At 59.0% G+C, this 16649-nt stretch carries 14 protein-coding genes and 1 other RNA gene; 7 read left to right on the forward strand and 8 right to left on the reverse strand.

Going from position 1 to position 16649, the window contains the following annotated elements; genetic code table 11:
* The first annotated feature begins 54 nt into the window (after nt 1-54).
* Nucleotides 55-470: RNase P RNA component class A (gene rnpB / locus N688_RS22115), an RNA gene on the forward strand.
* A 522-nt stretch (nt 471-992) separates the two neighbouring features.
* On the opposite strand, the gene N688_RS06770 is transcribed toward rnpB, so the two are convergent.
* The 6 genes from N688_RS06770 to N688_RS06800 form a co-directional block, all read right to left on the reverse strand.
* Nucleotides 993-1193 (reverse strand): hypothetical protein, encoded by a 201-nt coding sequence (locus tag N688_RS06770; protein ID WP_052888571.1) that lies wholly within the window; start codon nt 1191-1193, stop codon nt 993-995.
* Between the two features lie 339 nt (nt 1194-1532).
* Complete coding sequence (locus N688_RS06780) at nt 1533-2696, reverse strand: glycerate kinase (protein ID WP_052888573.1); 1164 nt, start codon at nt 2694-2696, stop codon at nt 1533-1535.
* A gap of 56 nt (nt 2697-2752) precedes the next feature.
* Entirely contained in the window at nt 2753-3328 is a 576-nt protein-coding gene (aat, locus tag N688_RS06785; protein WP_052888574.1) for a leucyl/phenylalanyl-tRNA--protein transferase, read from the reverse strand.
* Nucleotides 3329-3431: 103 nt separating this feature from the next.
* Nucleotides 3432-3911 carry a DUF4188 domain-containing protein gene (locus N688_RS06790; RefSeq protein WP_052888575.1) on the reverse strand — a complete coding sequence of 160 codons (480 nt, stop codon included), beginning with the start codon at nt 3909-3911 and terminating at the stop codon, nt 3432-3434.
* Between the two features lie 97 nt (nt 3912-4008).
* Nucleotides 4009-4560, reverse strand: coding sequence for a TetR/AcrR family transcriptional regulator (locus N688_RS06795; RefSeq protein WP_052888576.1), 552 nt, complete (start codon nt 4558-4560; stop codon nt 4009-4011).
* A 208-nt stretch (nt 4561-4768) separates the two neighbouring features.
* Entirely contained in the window at nt 4769-6643 is a 1875-nt protein-coding gene (locus N688_RS06800) for a S53 family peptidase (protein WP_052888577.1), read from the reverse strand.
* A gap of 1055 nt (nt 6644-7698) precedes the next feature.
* Here N688_RS06800 and N688_RS06805 point away from each other — a divergent pair.
* Complete coding sequence (locus tag N688_RS06805) at nt 7699-7980, forward strand: hypothetical protein (protein ID WP_052888578.1); 282 nt, start codon at nt 7699-7701, stop codon at nt 7978-7980.
* 334 nt (nt 7981-8314) lie between these two features.
* On the opposite strand, the gene N688_RS06810 is transcribed toward N688_RS06805, so the two are convergent.
* Nucleotides 8315-8734 carry a hypothetical protein gene (locus tag N688_RS06810; RefSeq protein WP_052888579.1) on the reverse strand — a complete coding sequence of 140 codons (420 nt, stop codon included), beginning with the start codon at nt 8732-8734 and terminating at the stop codon, nt 8315-8317.
* A gap of 513 nt (nt 8735-9247) precedes the next feature.
* Here N688_RS06810 and mnmA point away from each other — a divergent pair.
* The 4 genes from mnmA to N688_RS06830 all read left to right on the forward strand — a co-directional run bounded on the left by mnmA (nt 9248) and on the right by N688_RS06830 (nt 14157).
* On the forward strand, nt 9248-10396 hold the full coding sequence (mnmA, locus tag N688_RS06815; RefSeq protein WP_052888580.1) for a tRNA 2-thiouridine(34) synthase MnmA: 1149 nt from the start codon (nt 9248-9250) through the stop codon (nt 10394-10396).
* Complete coding sequence (lepA, locus tag N688_RS06820) at nt 10393-12207, forward strand: translation elongation factor 4 (protein ID WP_052888581.1); 1815 nt, start codon at nt 10393-10395, stop codon at nt 12205-12207. Before mnmA ends, lepA begins: the two co-directional genes overlap by 4 nt.
* An 886-nt stretch (nt 12208-13093) precedes the next feature.
* Nucleotides 13094-13543 (forward strand): cupredoxin domain-containing protein, encoded by a 450-nt coding sequence (locus N688_RS06825; RefSeq protein WP_052888582.1) that lies wholly within the window; start codon nt 13094-13096, stop codon nt 13541-13543.
* Between the two features lie 407 nt (nt 13544-13950).
* On the forward strand, nt 13951-14157 hold the full coding sequence (locus tag N688_RS06830; protein ID WP_052888583.1) for a hypothetical protein: 207 nt from the start codon (nt 13951-13953) through the stop codon (nt 14155-14157).
* Nucleotides 14158-14457: 300 nt separating this feature from the next.
* Here N688_RS06830 and N688_RS06835 read toward each other — a convergent pair whose 3' ends face one another.
* Complete coding sequence (locus N688_RS06835) at nt 14458-16245, reverse strand: acyl-CoA dehydrogenase family protein (protein WP_052888584.1); 1788 nt, start codon at nt 16243-16245, stop codon at nt 14458-14460.
* Between the two features lie 201 nt (nt 16246-16446).
* Between N688_RS06835 and N688_RS22700 the strand changes: the two genes are divergently transcribed.
* Nucleotides 16447-16614, forward strand: coding sequence for a hypothetical protein (locus N688_RS22700; protein WP_156025328.1), 168 nt, complete (start codon nt 16447-16449; stop codon nt 16612-16614).
* The last annotated feature ends 35 nt before the right edge of the window (nt 16615-16649 follow it).

The following is a 16649-nucleotide window of genomic DNA, read 5'->3' on the forward strand; positions in this document are numbered from 1 at the left end:
GTCAGCCGAACGCTCCCAGCCCATTGGCCTTCCAGCCCTGCTTGCAGGCGGGCCGAGGGAAGGAGCGGCAGGCTGCTGGCTCGAGGAAAGTCCGAACTCCACAGAGCAGGATGCTGGCTAACGGCCAGTGGGGGCGACCCCAAGGAAAGTGCCACAGAAACAATACCGCTCGCCGGCTTAGAGGCCGTTGCGGGTAAGGGTGAAATGGTGGGGTAAGAGCCCACCGGCAGGCGGGTGACCGTCTGGCCGGGCAAACCCCATCCGGAGCAAGACCGAGCAGAGGGAGTAGCATGCCCCTTCGTAGGCTGCGCTGGAGGCCACGCGAGGGACTTGCTCGCAGGTTGCTCGCCTGTTACCCCTCGGGTTGGTCGCTAGAGGCGGCGGGTAACCGTCGCCCCAGAGGGATGATTGCCGCCCGGGCCACCGTGAGGTGACACGGGAACAGAATTCGGCTTATGACCTCCTCAGACCCGTGCAGCAAGCCTTTCTCCCCTTTCTGCAAGCACCTCTTTTGCTGAAGCCCCAGAAGGTTTCGCTACTTCCGCGTTATACCTCCCCTTTTGAGCGATTTCTGGGTCTCTATCGTTAAAAATAATCTCTGTTGCGAGAGGGTTCCTGCTGCTTGTTCCCCTAGCCAGGAGAGACTGGCTGGCTCCTTTCCTCCGCATCTTGCTTTGCCTCCTGGCTGCGTTGCTCTATCTCACTGCAGCCTCTAAGCCTTCATTTGCTGTTGATCGAGCTGATTGAATACGTCCGCCGGGGCCAAGAGCCGGGCCTACCGTCCCAGCAAGGGCGGCTCTGTCTGGTTGAAGGGGCCGCTGTGGCAGAGCCTCGTTCTCGTTGTCGGGATCTCCAGCAGGGGGGATTGTGATCCTGTTCCTCATTGGTCCTGTGAGGAATCGAGTGGCGGTGGCTGGTGGGGTCATGAAGCGAAGAAGCGGCAGGCTCATAGCCTGCCGCTCCGCTCTACATTCTGGCCTAATCTATCTGCATTATCTGCTAATCCGATCGTGTTCGATCAGCCAGCGGATAAAGTTAAGTCGACGGCTTTCCTCTAAAATTTCGCGATATTCGACTTGCTCATCGACATGGTCTCGCAGATAGAGAAGCCGCTTGGCTTCGCTTTCTGTGAATCCCAGTGACAGCAGGCGTTCGAAGTCTGCGTTATCGGTCGCGTAGAGACGGTCCGGCATGATAACGGCGCTCCCTCTATTCTGGACTACCAACGGATTGAGCAAGCGTCTCCTGTTATCGCTCTGCTTAATTATAGAGACGCTTGAAACCGTTCACAGGATACAACATCTTTTCGCCCTTCCAATATTTCTCAGCTGGTGGGTTGGAAGTGGCAATCAAGAGGTGATGATCCTGTTGCTTCCGTAGCCTACCTGGTCGGCTCGTTGGGCTACGCCAGCAGCCTGAGTGCCTGGCGCTGTGCTTGCCCAGCGACGAAGGGGCAGGCAGGGAGGATGTGGCGGTTTCTTCACGTCTCCGACCCTGAGAAGAGTTCTCATTAGTATAGACGAATTATATCGCTAGAAAGTAAACCCTTCAAGGGGTGGCAGGCGCCGGCCCAGCAGCAGCAGGCGAGCGGCCCGTTCGCTGGCATCGGCTAGCAGTGAGGCGGCCTGAGTCATAGCCTCGTTCAGCGAGAGGGGGGTGGGCAGCAAGGTCATGACCGCCTCGACTCCCAGCGCATAGACCACCTGGTACTCCTCGCCCAGGCTACCAGCCAGAGCCAGGACGGGGACCTCGCAGCGCTGGGCCAGGGAGGCCACGGCGCCTACACTCTTACCGTAGGCAGTCTGGCGATCGATCTGTCCTTCAGCAGTCACGAGCAGGCTGGCACCTTGCAGACGCTTGACCAGGTCGACGGCTTCCAGCACGAGGCCGGCCCCCGGGCGGAGAGTGGCCTGAAGGAAAGCCAGGAGGCCGGCCCCCAGTCCGCCGGCGGCCCCTGCCCCAGGCAGATCGCGCACGTCCCGGCCCAGATCGCGTCGAATGATCTCGGCGTAGTGAGCGAGAGCTGCGTCGAGCTGAGCGACCATCTCTGGGGTGGCTCCCTTCTGAGGGCCGTAGACCGCCGAAGCTCCCTGGGGTCCACAGAGAGGGTTGGTCACATCGCAGGCGACCTCAATACGACACTCATGCAGGCGTGGGTCAATTCTATCGGGCACGATGCGTGCCAGACGGGCCAGAGCGGCCCCGCCGTAGGGAAGATCCTTCCCCTCTGCATCCAGCAAGCGGACCCCAAGAGCCTGAGCCATGCCGGCCCCGCCGTCATTAGTCGCACTGCCGCCGATACCGATGATCAAATGGCGGCAACCGTGATCCAGGGCGGCGCGAATCAACTCGCCTACCCCGTACGTTGTCGTCAGGCGAGGATCACGTCGCTCGGGGGGAACCAGTGGCAGGCCAGCGCAGGCGGCCATCTCAATCACCGCTGTATGCCCATCCCCGAGCAGCCCGAAGGTCGCTTCCACCGGCTCCCCCAGAGGCCCCGTAACCTGTGCCTGCAAAAGCTGACCGCCTGTAGCGCTGACCAGCGCCTCAACAGTGCCCTCGCCACCGTCAGCAATAGGGACGAGATCCAGCTCGGCGTTTGGCAGCACTTTCTGAAGGCCATCAGCGATGGCGCGGGCGGCCTCGGGAGCCGTCAGACTTCCCTTGAGGGCCTGGGGGGCGATCACAATACGCATGGCTGGCTTCCTTCCACTCTGCTCTTTGCCGTGCTTCTCCTCTTTCCTGTCTATTTCTACCAGGTGCAGGACAATTGAAGGGCGTGACGCAAGCGACGCTCGTATTCGCGTCGAGGGATCTCGCAGGCCCCCAGGCTGGCCAGGTGGGGAGTCAGAAACTGGACATCGTGGAGAATATAGCCCCGGCTTTTGAGGTGCTCGACGAGCGCCACCAGACAGACTTTCGAGGCATCTGAAGCGCGCGAGAACATACTTTCGCCCATGAAAGCCCCGCCCAGGGCTACCCCATAGAGACCCCCCACGAGCTGGCCAGCGCGCCAGGCTTCGACACTATGGGCTAGACCGAGATGGTGCAGCTCAGTGTAGGTTTGAATAAAGGTGTCGCTAATCCAGGTCTCCTCACGGGCTGCGCAGGCGCGCATCACTTCCGCGAAGGCGGTATCCATGCGGATCTCATAAAGACCTTTGCGGAGTGTAGTGCGGAGAGACCGAGAGACATGCAGACGCTCGTGTTCGAGGATGGCACGCGGGTCTGGAGCATACCAGTGGATCTGTCCCCGTGAGTCGGCCATGGGAAAGATGCCCCGCGTGTAAGCATAAAGGACAGTTGCCACATCAAGCTGGTCCGCCATCTGGTTGGCCCTCCATGCTGGAGCTGGCGTACAAGCATTGTGACAGGCTTGAGCCTGACCTCTTGTTTGGGACCTTACAATCTATTGTAGCATAGCAGGCCCGCTAGCTTCTGCCAAGCCGCCCAGCCGCCGTCGTTTTGCGCCCCACAGCGCTCACGAGCTGGCCAGCCTGTGCCAGCCCATAGGGAGGCATATTGTTATAGATGCATTCGTAGGCCCCTGCCTCAACACAATAGGTTTCGTGCCAGATACCAACCGCGCCACTGCTTCCAACCCGCCGGTTAAATGCGACCCAGGCTGGCCAGTGCTGGGCATCGCGCTGTCCAGCATAAGCAGTGAGCTGCTCGAAAGAACGCCAGTACTGGACGACCATGCTGGTGGGGAAGCCGACGTGAAGATGATAGCCAAGCATCCCAAGCTCCGGCTGGCTCTGAAGCTCCTTAAGCATGCGTGGCATGGCCATAAAGGCTGGAAGCCATTTGTGAAGCTGCCAGGACCGATTGATGCGCATGCCGATTAGGAAGACAACAAAGCTCCCTTCGATCTGAGCGGTCATCCGTTGCTTGATGATGGAATGTGCCATTGACTCTCTCCTGTGCCTGGTAATAACGGCACGCTGTGCCTTTTCCGTACAGCTCCCAAAAATCGAACATTGTTCGGTAATGAAAAGAACAAAAAAATCAGGGACGCTGCAAGCCGGTGATCAGACCCCGGAGAACTCGCTCATGCAGATCCTCGAGATCCTGACCTTCGCTGCTGAGCAGTGTCAGGCGTAGCATCGCCATCCCGTGGACCACGGCCCAGCAGTGGTAAGTCATTTCTCCAAGGCCGTACTCGGGGCGTGGAAGGAAGGCGCCCTGATCGATGCCGTCGGCGATGATCTGGCGCAAGAGACTATATGCGCGACTGGCTTCAACGAAACGCAGAGGATCTTGCTCGCTCCTGCTGCTACTGAAGGTGAGCAGATACTGCTGAGGAAAGGTACGGGCGAAGCCTAGATAGGCCAGCCCTGCTCTGAGCAAGCGCTCGGCAGGTGGCAGCTGGGGCGGAATCTCGCTGAGCGTCTCGGCGAGACCTATCAACGTCTTTTCACAGAGAGCAGTCACGATCTCTTCCTTGCTGCCAAAGTATTCGTAAAGCGCAGCTGGACTGTATTCGATGCGGCTGGCCAGCTCACGCATGGATAAAGCCTCTGGTCCCTTCTCGCAGAGAATCTCTTCTGCTGCGCTCACAATCCGCTGCCTGGTGCGAGCACGCCGTCGCTCTCGCGTCCTACCTGGATGCTGCTTTTCCATGACTCTAACATCATTTGAAAAATGAACACTGTACGGATAGAGTACACGAATCCGTTGCTTCTGTCAAGAGGAAGAAAGGGGACCTTACCGGTGCAAGAGCAAGGGCAGGGAGCTTCTCTGCTGCCCCTGCCCTTGCTGGCTGCTCTCAGGCCGACAACAGGCACTGGAGGAGGGAGAAGAAGTTAGGCGAGCCCCAGCCGGTAACGTAGTCCCAGCCGGAGGTAGCGCGGTAGAAGCCGTTATCACCGCTCACGATATCGTTGAAGGGGTGGAAGCTACCAGGATGGTTGGCCAGCCGGTAGGTAGTTGGCGTGCTCCCGAAGAGAGGCTTGTGCTGTTGGCGCAGGCTCTGATCCAGCAGAGCCAGACCTGCGGCCCAGATGGGGGCGGCGGCGCTGGTGCCGCCGACTCTCACCCAGCGTCCATTCCAGAAGATGGCAATGTTGTCGGCAGCGGCGGCCACATCGGGGACCTGGCGCAAGCCATTCGGAGCCTGCACGGGAGTAAGATCTGGGGTAAGGATCATGCCCGCTGTCCCATCGTAATGGCTATTCAGGCCGGGACCGACCTGCCAGGAAGGGCGCTTAAAGAAAGAGGACTGAGTGACGCCTCCACCGCTCCCCCAATCGTTCTGGCAAATCGATCCGGAGCCGTCCATACGTCCCCACGCCTTTTCGGCGGTACGCACATTATGAGCATTCATTTGCAAGATTGTACCGCCCACGGAGATCGCGTAAGGAATGGCGCTGGGCATCTCTACGAGGGCAAGATTGGGAACACGCTGTGAGAAAGCTCCGCAGTCGCCGCTGCTCACAAGAACAGAGATTCCTTCTGTGGCCAGAATGCGCAGCGCTCGTGCCAAGCTAAGTTGTTCGTTGTCACTGAGAGCACTCTCTGGGGCTCCATAGCTGACGCTGAGCACTGTCACGCGATTCTCAGCTGCAACACGCTGGAAAATAGCCAGCATGTCCTGGACTGAGGCCTCCTGAGCTTGATAGATCACCAGGTGAGCCTGTGGGGCCAGGCTGCCTGCCAGCTCGATGTCGAGAGCGGCCTCCCCCTCACCTGGCCCGGGTGCCACCTTTCCCACAACGTTCTCCACCTCGATGGAAGGGGACTGGACCCCTGCACAAGCGAAATACGTGGCAACGTCGTGCGGATCGAACGGCTCATTCAATTCGAGAATGCCGATGCTCATGCCCTGACCTTGCAGACCACGCTGATAGAGCTGGTCGAACTGGTAGGCGGTGGCTAACTGGGCGCGTGTCAGCGCCTGTTTGGCTCCGTACTTGCTGCAACTCCCAGAGCTGCTTGTCACCCGTGGAACCAGCGGTTGGAAGCGTTTCTCTGGCTGGAAGATGCCGAAGGTGCTGAGGCCAATGATCGACTGGACCAGAGAGGCAATGTGAGCCGGCAGGCTGGGCTGGCCTGTAGGCAGGTAGAACTTCTGACTGAGCTGGGCGGCCTGCTGATAAATGTACTGCTGCAGCTGCAGATGCAGGCTGTGTTCGATGGTGGCCACCGAGGCCTCGACCCGCAGGGAGGTGGCCAGACTATCGATCCCCAGGATGCGATAGCCCTGGCTGCTGAACCACTGGCGCACACTTTGAATCTGGTCCTCGCTAGGACCGAAGGCCTGGCGGATCTGCTGCGGCGTCAGATACTGCCCATAGAGTGGCGAGCCAGGGGTATAGATCTGCGTGAGCGTCCGCTCCAGCGCCGTGTCATTGTACAGCAAATTGATGGTCAGAGGCAGAACGAGATCCTGGGGCAGGGCTTGACCAGGGGGAAGGTTGTGGATCACGGGGCGGTCAACGATGGGATGGTTGCCCGGAAGCAGGGGCGGAGCCTGTCTGGCGACTGTTGTCCCTGTTGGCGTGGCGCGACGAACAGCTCCTGTGGAATCTGGACCGGGGAAGAGGCAGGCGCTCAGTAGGAGCATCAGAAGCAGGCTGGCCAGGAAGGCACCTCTGTGCCTGGGCAGAGAGACACCAGCTCGAAACAGATCACTGCTGCTCATTGGTTAATTCCCTCCTCCTAATCGGTCGAGGCTGGCCAGTGTCTGTCTGCGAGACCTGTGAACCCGACGAGCATGATCGAGAACCTGGCCGCTCGCCCGAATCCTTCTCACTCGACGTCGGTCACGCCTGGTAAATGTGAGGCCACGAGCAAGCGGCGCACACCCACTGGAAAAGCAAGCAGTGCTCCACCGGTCGGCCAGGCGGTGACACTTCTCAGTCTAGCCGAGAGAAGGCTGAGCATGCAGTGAAGTGGCTAACACTGCCGTTGTGAGCCTGGCCAGTCTGGAGGAAACGAAACAGAGCAGGATCTCTGACCATGTCGGCACGACGAAAGCTCCTTGTGCAGCCAGGAGCAGCCGACCCTGTCGTCTGAGGCCGTGAGCGAGGAAGGCAGATCGGTGGAAGCCGGATCACTACGCTCCCTGAACAGCGAGATAACCTATCCAAGGGCGAGCGTGCGCCTCTGGCCGGTCTCTGGGGAGCCATCCCTCCCTCTGGACATTCACACCGATCTGTGGTATACTGTGTCTTACCAGGACGGTGCAGAGTTTCAACGGGGAAGACATCAATTACGAGGGTTGCCGCCTATGCACTCAGAGAAAGAGGATGCAAGGGTTACGTCGCGGAAGGCAGGCGTGTCAGCCCATACTGCCAACGGCTAGCATGCATACACACTGGGGAGGTTCAGCCCTGGTGTTTTTTATTTCTCTTATCACGGTCAACATGCACTCATCACCAGGCTCTACGCAGATTCTTCACATGATGGCGTCGTGGAGATGTCTCCTAGACGCAGGTGGCCTCCGTATCTGATTGCGAAGAGGAGTGAGTGGGCCAGTGTTGGTAGCTGATCGTCCCTCTGCTCCGGGCGAGACTTCGCGTGAAAGGAGGGTGAGACACGCTCCCGGGCTATCGGCCCTTGCATCTTGAGAACATTGCTGATGGGATGGGATAGGCCATACCTGTTGGCATGAGCTGTTGTCCACGCCTCGTGAGGCAGTTGCCGTTGATCTGTCTGCGAAGTGGTGCTTGCTATACCTGAAGGAGAGTACCGACCGTGAATTCAAGCATGATCAGCAAGATCGCTAAAGCCAAGCGCTATGCGGAAGAGCCGGAGCGTATCCAGTTCACACGCTTCGAGGCCAAGTTTCGTGGCGAGAACGATGTCCATACCACCAATTATGATCATGGGGTCTGGAACTGCACCTGCCGTTTCTTCCAGGACTGGGGGCATTGTTCACACACGATGGCCATGCAGCGTGTGCTGGGCGTAACAATCCCGGCTGAACATCGTCAGGGTATTTCTGCCGGGCTGAATACTGGTCCCTTGATGCACTAGGGCCAGCCAGGATAAGGGGGCAAAGCAACGCGAGCTTTGCATGTGCACGGCTCTTTCCCTGCTCGGTCGTCTGGCTTTAGGCGGCTGTGCGGCCTCTGGGCAAGCCATCCAGGATAAGGGTGAGGGATCCTCGACACCGAAGGAGAAGAAAAAGAAGAAGCACTGAGGAGAGGAGGAATAACCTCGGTGCTTCTGTTCTTTTCTTTGGCGCTGGAGAGCTGAGTGGAGCGGCGCGCGCCTTGTTCTGGAGGAAGAAGCGACTTCCCTGCCGTCTTCGCTCCCCGGCCCGCCAGGTGGTGGGTACGAGATGGGGAGGAGGCGCTGCTGTTCTGTTCTAGCCGCCGAGAGCTGGCACGAAATGGAGAATAATCAAGGTTGCAAACATGATAGCTGCCAGGATCGCAATCATCACCAGATCGCGGCGGACATAAGCGTAGTGCTCAGGAGTCACTAAGGTGGCCCCGCGCTGAGCGGCCCGGCCTGCTTGACGACGAGCCGCCAGCCTGCTAGCGGCGCTGGCCGGACGAGAAGTTTCGGCGGGAACCGCCGTTTGTTCCCGCGTGCGTGTTTCCGCGGGACGAGTCTGGGTGGCGGTGGTGCCCGAGGTGTTCTGCTGGCTCTGCGAGGCTGCGGTGCCTTCCTGGGTAGAAACCCTGCTTTGCTCTCCCTGCCCTGTCTGGCGCACCAGCTCGATGTGCTTCTGCGCGCGGGCTTTCTGCCGTGTCCCGCTGCGTGCACCTGCTTTCTTTGCCATGCTGACTCACTCCTGCTTACACGGGCCTGCTGCCGCAGCCTGGGGTCTCTCGGGGCCTGCTAACGAGGTGGGCTGCGGTCGGCGCGGCGCCGCAAGATCTTCACTTCAGCCAAGGCGGCTGCTCTTCCGTTCGTGTACGGACCTGCGTTGCTCCCCAGCCCGGCTTTAGTGAGCGCAACGAGCCTGGCTCGATCCGCTCTCCTGCCGCTGAGTCGAGCTTGCCCGAGTGTTGGTTGATCCTTCCCGGCAGCCAGTGGCTGCCAGGTCTGTTGACGTTGCGCCTATTATACACGATGGCAGCCCTCTCGTCGAGGGGGAGCTTGCAGCCACCATGACTGGCCGAGGCGCGCTGAGGATTGGCCCCATCCATTTGACAAGGGCGACAACCTGTGCTACGCTGATCGAAAGCAGAGGGCGCTCCAAAAGTATCGGCCACGCACCTTGGTTGAAGAGCCGATTCGGGCGAGAAGACTGAGATGAGACGAGTGAGAGTAGCGGGAAGGAAGCAGCAGTATGGCGAGAATCGTCGTTGCCATGAGTGGGGGCGTGGATAGCTCGGTGGCGGCTGCCCTTCTCAAGGAACAGGGGCATGAGGTCATCGGCATTATGCTGCGCCTCTGGGCCGAGCCAGGCAATGAAGAAGATGACGGCGTTGAGCGCGTGGTGCAGAACAAGTGTTGCTCGCTAGAGGCGGTTGACGATGCACGGCGCGTAGCTCGCCTGCTTGATATTCCCTTCTATCTGATGAATGTCGAGCACGAATTTAAGGATCAGGTCGTCGACTACTTTTATCGCGAGTATGTAGCAGGCCACACTCCTAATCCCTGCCTGGTCTGCAACCGCTTTATTCGTTTCACGGTGCTCTTGAGGCGGGCGCTGGCCCTAGAGGCGGATTATCTGGCCACTGGCCATTATGCGCGAGTTGATCGTGATCCCCTGACAGGGAAGTATCGCTTGTTAAGGGCAGTTGATCGGCAGAAGGACCAGTCCTATGTTCTGCATGTGCTGAACCAGGAACAGCTTGCGCATGCCTGTTTCCCCTTGGGAACCTATACCAAGGAGCAAGTGCGGGCGATGGCGGCGGAGCGCGGGTTGCCCGTGGCCAGCAAGCCAGAAAGCCAGGAAATCTGTTTTGTGGCACGCGACGACTATCGAGGTTTTATCCAGCGCTATGCAGCCAGCGAGGTTGCCGCTGGGGTTGCTGTTGGTCAGGGCAGCAGTTTCCTGCCGGTTCCGCGTCCTGGCCCGATCTATGACCGTGAAGGCAACCTGCTGGGACAGCATCGGGGCCTGGCCTTCTACACCATTGGGCAGCGGCGCGGCCTGGGCCTGACCTCATCCCGTCCGCTCCACGTACTCAAGATCGACACTGAGCGCAATGCTCTGGTTGTTGGTCCGGCGGAAGCTCTGGAGCGCACCAACTTTACTGTTCACTCCATGCACTATATCAGCGGCGACGTACCGACGGAACCATTTGAAGCAGCGGTCCGCATCCGTTACAAGGCCAGCGAGCAGCGAGCATGGGTGAGGCCGCTAGAGGGCCGGCGTGCTCTTGTCACACTGGAGCAGCCGGTGCGGGCTGTCACACCAGGGCAGGGCGCAGTCTTCTACGGCGGCGCTGATGGCGATGAAGTGTTGTGCGGAGGCATCATTGAAGCATGACGGATCAAGTCCATATTCGTAACTTCTGCATCATCGCGCACATTGATCATGGCAAATCGACCCTGGCTGACCGTCTTCTGGAATACACCGGTACCATATCCAGCCGCGAGATGACCGAGCAGGTGCTCGACCAGATGGAGCTAGAGCGGGAGCGGGGCATTACCATTAAGGCTCAGGCCGTACGCATGCTCTATACGGCGCGCAATGGTGAGCAGTACGAGCTGAACCTGATCGATACACCAGGACACGTTGACTTCACCTATGAGGTTTCGCGCAGCCTGGCTGCCTGTGAGGGGGCCTTACTCGTCATTGATGCCACGCAGGGAATTGAGGCCCAGACCCTGGCCAATCTCTATCTAGCCCTGGAGGCAGACCTTACCATTATCCCGGTCATTAACAAGATCGATCTTCCAAGCGCTGATCCTGAGCGGGTGCGTCAGGAAGTCGAAGAGGTCATTGGTTTGCCTGCCAGCGAGTGCCTGCTGGCTTCAGCGAAGGAAGGGATCGGCGTCCCTGAGATTCTGGAGGCTATTGTCGAGCGGGTTCCGCCGCCGCATGGCAACCTTGGGCGTCCCTTGAGGGCGCTGGTCTTCGACTCGCACTATGATAGCTACAAGGGGGTCATAGCCTACGTTCGCATCGTCGACGGAAGTGTGCGCGTCGGCGATCGCATCGCTCTGATGGCCACTGGCAGCGTCACGGAGGTCATTGAAGCTGGCTACTTTCAGCCACGCATGGTCTCGACCCAGATGCTCAGTGCCGGTGAGGTTGGCTATCTGGCCACGGGCTTCAAAAACGTCAAAGATTGTCGGGTGGGCGACACAGCTACCGTTCCTGGGGCCCTGGGCGAGATTGAGCCGCTGCCGGGCTACAAACCGGCCAAGCCGATGGTCTTCGCCGGCTTCTATCCAGTGGATAGCGATGACTACCCGCTGCTACGTGAGGCCCTGGAGCGGCTGCAACTCAATGACGCTTCGCTCTCCTTCGAGCCGGAGACCTCAGCGGCCCTCGGCTTTGGTTTCCGCTGTGGGTTCCTGGGTCTGCTCCATATGGAGATTATCCAGGAGCGGCTGGAACGCGAGTATAGCTTGCGTATTCTGGCTACGGCGCCCAATGTGGAATATTACGTCACGAAGCGTGGTGGGGAAGTAGTCAAGGTTGATAACCCCTCGGCCTTTCCCCCGCCTGGCGAGATCGAGAAGATTGAAGAGCCGTGGGTAGAGCTATCAATCTTCTCCCCGACTCGCTATATCGGCCCCATTATGGAGCTGGTAACTGCCCGGCGCGGCGTTTTCAAGGAGATGAAATATATTGAGGCCGAGCGCGTATTGCTGACATACAGCATGCCGCTGGCCGAGTTGATTGTGGACTTCTACGATCAGCTCAAGTCGCGCACGCAGGGCTATGCCTCTCTGGACTATAGCTTTGCTGGCTACCGTGAGGCTGATCTGGTGAAGTTGGACATTCTGGTAAACGGACAGCCAGTCGACGCGCTCTCCATCATTGTCCACCGCAGTGAAGCTTATCGCCGCGGGCGTGCCCTGGTCGAGAAACTCCACAAACTGATCCCTCGTCAGCTCTTTGAGGTGCCCATCCAGGCAGCTATTGGTTCGCGCATCATCGCACGTGAGACCATCAAAGCTCTGCGCAAAGATGTCCTGGCCAAGTGCTATGGAGGCGATGTCACACGCAAAAAGAAGCTGTTAGAGAAGCAGAAGGAGGGTAAGAAGCGTATGAAGATGGTGGGCAGCGTTGAGATCCCCCAGGAGGCCTTCATGGCAGTGCTCTCGCTGAAAGAGGACGGAGAGTAGGAGAGAGCGAGAAGGGTGCAATCCCCAAAAACAAAAGGACGGGGCATAAATAGATCTTACGTATGCCCCGCATACCCTCTGCTTGCGCCTGCCAGGACCCGACGGTCACCCCGTCGTCGCGACCGCCCATAAACCTCGCAGTTGCAGCGGTTGTCAGATCGATGGCGCAGCGCTCAGAGGCTCGGATAGCCCGCTTTTACGGGCGCTCCTAGTCAATTTGGAACACCATCCCTAAGAGGCGTATCGGTTTCTTCATCTGCATACAACCTCCTTTCGGGATTCCAAGCAAAGCCTGCGCCTTGTGCCAGGGTCGTTCCCTGGAAATGTTCCCTGCCAGGAACACTTAGAGTATACCATGCTGTTTCACGGAAGTCAAGGAGGACCCGGGCAAGAAGGATAGCTTGTTGAAAATTTGCAAAATCAATGTCAGACTGCTTGTAGCGTTCCTGCTATTCAAGAAGCCCGAAAAGCTGGAGAAAGATAATGACGGTGAGGCCGGTGGGACCGACTTCTCCTGTGGCGCCTGTTGATACTGCTGATGGCCGCTCTCCCTCTCGGGGGGAGAAGCGGGGTCTGTCCTTCTTCTCGTAACGAGCCTGGCGGCTGCAACGGAGGGTGAAGGATGGGCGAACCTTGCGATTGCAGGTGGGGCGCCGATTCCCGTAGTTGAGCTAATAGATCAGGTAAATACCCGACGCAATATCGGGTATTTGCCGGATTTGCAGGGGCTGCGAGTGGCCGTATCATACTCCCGAAAGTAAGAAGAGCCGAGAGACAGAGAGAGCGTTACCTGTAGCTCCACTAGCCAGGGGCTACAGCGCTCCATTGTGCGTGCAAGTTGTTCTGCTTTCGGCATCGGCTAGGACTGAGAGGCTACAAGGTTGCTATGGAGCAGAAACCTCTACGCTTGCTGTGGCTGGTGTTGACAGCGCTGGCGCTGGTGAGCCTGCTGCTGGTGGCCTGTACGCGACCTGGGACGACCAGCTCGACTGCAGCCAATACAAGCAGCAGCGGCGGTAGTTCTTCGGCGGCGAACAGTGCCAGTGGGGGGAACACGGTGAAGATGGATGCCGCGACCTTCGAGGTCTCCTCTATCACCATTAAAAAGGGCGAATCTGTTACGCTCGTCAATACTGTCGCTGTACCGCACATTATTCAAAACGGCTCATGGGTCAATGGAACGGCCAAGCCTGGGATTGAAGCCGGCGCTCCGAAAGTTGATGTGCAGTTCAGCGGCAACGATACAAAGCAAATTGGCCCTTTCACCACCGCTGGTACCTTTAAACTCTACTGTACGATCCATCAAGGTATGAACTTGACGGTGATCGTCAAGTAGACGCGCTTTATGCCAGGGGAGGAGGTCGAGGGTGGCAGGAGACGCCTTGAGATGAGGCTGCCCCCAACCCCTCCTCTCGAAAAGAGCTGGCAGTTTGGGATTTTTGCAGATAGGAATGTTGGTGGCTCCTTTATACCGTTTTTGGCGCCAGACGTATCATAGAAATGGAGACTATGAATAAAGTCGGTGGTGGTGCGGGGACTGCAACCTGTTTCGGCGTTCACACGTATTTTGTTGAGGAGCGAGAATATCCATCTGGGTAGGCTCAGGTGGTCCCGCTCTTCTGTCATGCTAGCTAGCGAGACAGCTTGAGACTGGTCAACGCTGGTTTTTAGGTCTTTTATTTCTTGGCTTGTGATGGACTTGCTTGCTGTCAGACTCAGTTCTTGATCGAGAGGTGACACGCCATGTCAACGGTAGCTGCAACTGAAGATCCCAGGCTCCATCGCGCTCTGGAGCTACTTGGCGGCTCGATCGATCCCGAAATCGAGCAGTCCTTCTCTTCCCTGGAGGAGCGCATTCTAGCCCAGGCTTTGGAGAATGTGGAACGGGCTGAGTGGCGCTTGCGTGAGATCCAGCGTCTGGTAGGGGAGCGCGACGGCGTCTTGGCCTGAGTAAGTACCTGCGATCACCTTCTCTCAGGTCTTCAGTGGCCACGCCACGTCTCGCCTTTTCCCTCGCTGTCTGGCCGAAACCGCCAGGCCTGTCTTGACGGGCAGGGAGAGGCAGAGGTTTTTGTCTCTGGGCCTTGTCCTGTTGTGAAGTGAGCTTCACTCTCTCCTTTGTCTGTTCTTCGTTCTTCTCCTGCTACGGAGATCATCTATGTTCACCTGTCCGCCGTTGCGATGCCGGCCCATCTATCCCGGCCCCGCATCGACGCCGGGCCGGCATCGCTGAAGGCTTCTTCCTCTTTTTCAGGTTCCCTGCCCGAAACGTACAGCTCCCTGAATCAGGGTCTCAAACTGCTCCAAAGGTCGGCGATCGTCGTCCGCCTGCCAACCGTCGGGGTGAGGCTGCAGATGGCGCCTCATGAAGAGTTCGGCGACGAGCCGCTGCCGTTCGCCATCAGGCTGGGAGGTACTGCGGCTGGTAGCTGCCTGCTCTAGCAAGAGCGTGGCAATGGTGACTTGGGCCAGCCGCTCGACCAGGCCGCGTAGAGGGAGCTGAGCGCTATCGGGGTCAGGGGTCATTAGCGCCTCAAAGCGGGCGGCAAGGCGCTGCAGGCTGGTCTGTAGATCACGAATGCTCTCGGCCAGCTCTGGACGCTGGAGGGCATGCAGTCGCTCCTCTAGCCAGGCGAAGAGCTGGTGGTGGCCCTCCTCGCGACTCATGGCCCGGGCGACATCGAGGACAATGACATTGCTGGCTCCTTCCCAAATGGCATTAACGATGGCGTCGCGCAGCAGGCGCGGATTCACCCAATCCTCGACGTAGCCGTTGCCTCCCCGCATCTCCAGGGCTTCCAGGGTAACGTACTCACCCCGCTTAGGGATATAGTATTTGCAGAGAGGCGTCAAGATGCGCAGCAGCCGGCGATCTTCCTCACGTCCGTAGCGGTCAACTTGTTCCAGAACCGCCGTCGTTGCGAAGGCCAGCGCGGCACAGCCTTCGACTTCGAGGAGGAGATCAACCAGTTGACGCCGCATGAGAGGATGGTCGCAGAGACGGCGCCCGAAGACGATGCGTCCGTGGGCGTGCACCGTGGCCTCTAGCAGGCTGCGTCGCATGGCGGCCAGGGAACCAATGGCGGCCCAGATGCGGGTCAGATTGATCATCTCGGTCATCTGGACGAAGCCGCGTTCCAAGGCGCCGACCTGGTAGGCCAGCGCTCCCTCTAGGGTTACCTCGCCTGTAGCCAGTGAGCGGGTGCCCAGCTTCTCCTTTAAGCGGTGAATGGTATAGGCGTTGCGCCTTCCGTCGGGCAAACGACGGGGTACCAGGAAAAGGCCCAGGCCCCGTGTCCCGGCTGGGGCGCCGCTGGGACGAGCCAGGGTGAGAATCAGATCGGCGGAGACGTTAGAGCAAAACCATTTCTCTCCCCAAAGCTGCCACTGGGGCCACAACTCGGCCTCGTCCTGGCTGCTACCCTCGTTGACCTCGCGTCGACGAGCTATGGTGGCGGTCTGGCCGACGTCTGAGCCACCCTGCTTCTCCGTTAAGAACATGGCTCCTTGCTGGAGCTGGTCCAGGGTGAGAGCCGTCAGGCGAGGAAGAAAGCGCTGCTTGAGGGATTCGTCGCCGTAGCGCTCCAAAACGCGGGCCAGGGCATCGGTCATGGAAACAGGACAGAAGACGCCCGCTTCGGCTTGCATCCCAAGATAGGCCAGGGCAAATTTAATAGGCTGAGGGACGCGCCCCGGCCAGCCCAGAGCGCCCTCGCGATGGGTGCAGGCGGCGATAGCAAAATCCTGGTAGGCGATGCGTTCAAGTTCGTGATAGGCCGGGTGAAAGATGACTTCGTCGATGCGCTGACCGCGCCGGTCGTACTGACGCAGCACCGGCCCGTGTCGGTCGGCAATGGCTGCCAGTTGATCCATGCGCTCGGAGGCCACTGCTCCCATGCTCAGAAGCAGTGGCCGGGCCCGCTCGTAGTCCTCGGAAGAGAGGTGACGCTGGAGTAATTGCTCCAGGATGGGGTCAGCCTCGTAAAAGTTTATGCCTTCGGTGCCAGGCATCAGGCTCTGCTCGTCCAGTGCAGGCACTCGTGGCCTCCTTTCCGCTTCGCTGCTTGTGATGGATAGGCCGATTCTTCGCGCTCCCTCCTACCTCCCATAGGCAGTGTAGCATATCTTCAGACGTTGGGGGAGTGAAGCTGATGCGGTGCCTGTTGCCTGACTGGCGGGGCTATGGTATCCTTTAGGCAGAGAGCAGTGATGCTGCCATTTTGCGGAAGGAGTCCGACTATGTTCACCAGTATCTCCTCTCGACTTCTGGCCCCGCTCGGGATCATCACTTTGGACAATAGCGATCGCCGTTTTGAGTCCCCGCCATCGGTAGTCGTGCCCTGTCTCTTGACCGCTGTCGGCAATCCTCCTATACTAGAGGCCACAACCACAGGAGAAAGACGATAGCTTGCTGTAGTAGGCAGCGGTGGCAATAGATGGTG

It is taken from the genome of Thermogemmatispora carboxidivorans (assembly GCF_000702505.1).
Taxonomy (GTDB): Bacteria; Chloroflexota; Ktedonobacteria; order Ktedonobacterales; family Ktedonobacteraceae; genus Thermogemmatispora; species Thermogemmatispora carboxidivorans.

Bases quoted from the DNA above. Each gene is read 5' to 3' on its own strand.
- N688_RS06825 (WP_052888582.1), top strand. From the start codon at position 13,094: ATGGAGCAGAAACCTCTACGCTTGCTGTGGCTGGTGTTGACAGCGCTG.
- mnmA (WP_052888580.1), top strand. From the start codon at position 9,248: ATGGCGAGAATCGTCGTTGCCATGAGTGGGGGCGTGGATAGCTCGGTG.
- N688_RS06830 (WP_052888583.1), top strand. From the start codon at position 13,951: ATGTCAACGGTAGCTGCAACTGAAGATCCCAGGCTCCATCGCGCTCTG.
- N688_RS06800 (WP_052888577.1), bottom strand. From the start codon at position 6,643: ATGAGCAGCAGTGATCTGTTTCGAGCTGGTGTCTCTCTGCCCAGGCAC.
- N688_RS06810 (WP_052888579.1), bottom strand. From the start codon at position 8,734: ATGGCAAAGAAAGCAGGTGCACGCAGCGGGACACGGCAGAAAGCCCGC.
- N688_RS06790 (WP_052888575.1), bottom strand. From the start codon at position 3,911: ATGGCACATTCCATCATCAAGCAACGGATGACCGCTCAGATCGAAGGG.
- N688_RS22700 (WP_156025328.1), top strand. From the start codon at position 16,447: ATGTTCACCAGTATCTCCTCTCGACTTCTGGCCCCGCTCGGGATCATC.
- lepA (WP_052888581.1), top strand. From the start codon at position 10,393: ATGACGGATCAAGTCCATATTCGTAACTTCTGCATCATCGCGCACATT.
- N688_RS06770 (WP_052888571.1), bottom strand. From the start codon at position 1,193: ATGCCGGACCGTCTCTACGCGACCGATAACGCAGACTTCGAACGCCTG.
- aat (WP_052888574.1), bottom strand. From the start codon at position 3,328: ATGGCGGACCAGCTTGATGTGGCAACTGTCCTTTATGCTTACACGCGG.
- N688_RS06780 (WP_052888573.1), bottom strand. From the start codon at position 2,696: ATGCGTATTGTGATCGCCCCCCAGGCCCTCAAGGGAAGTCTGACGGCT.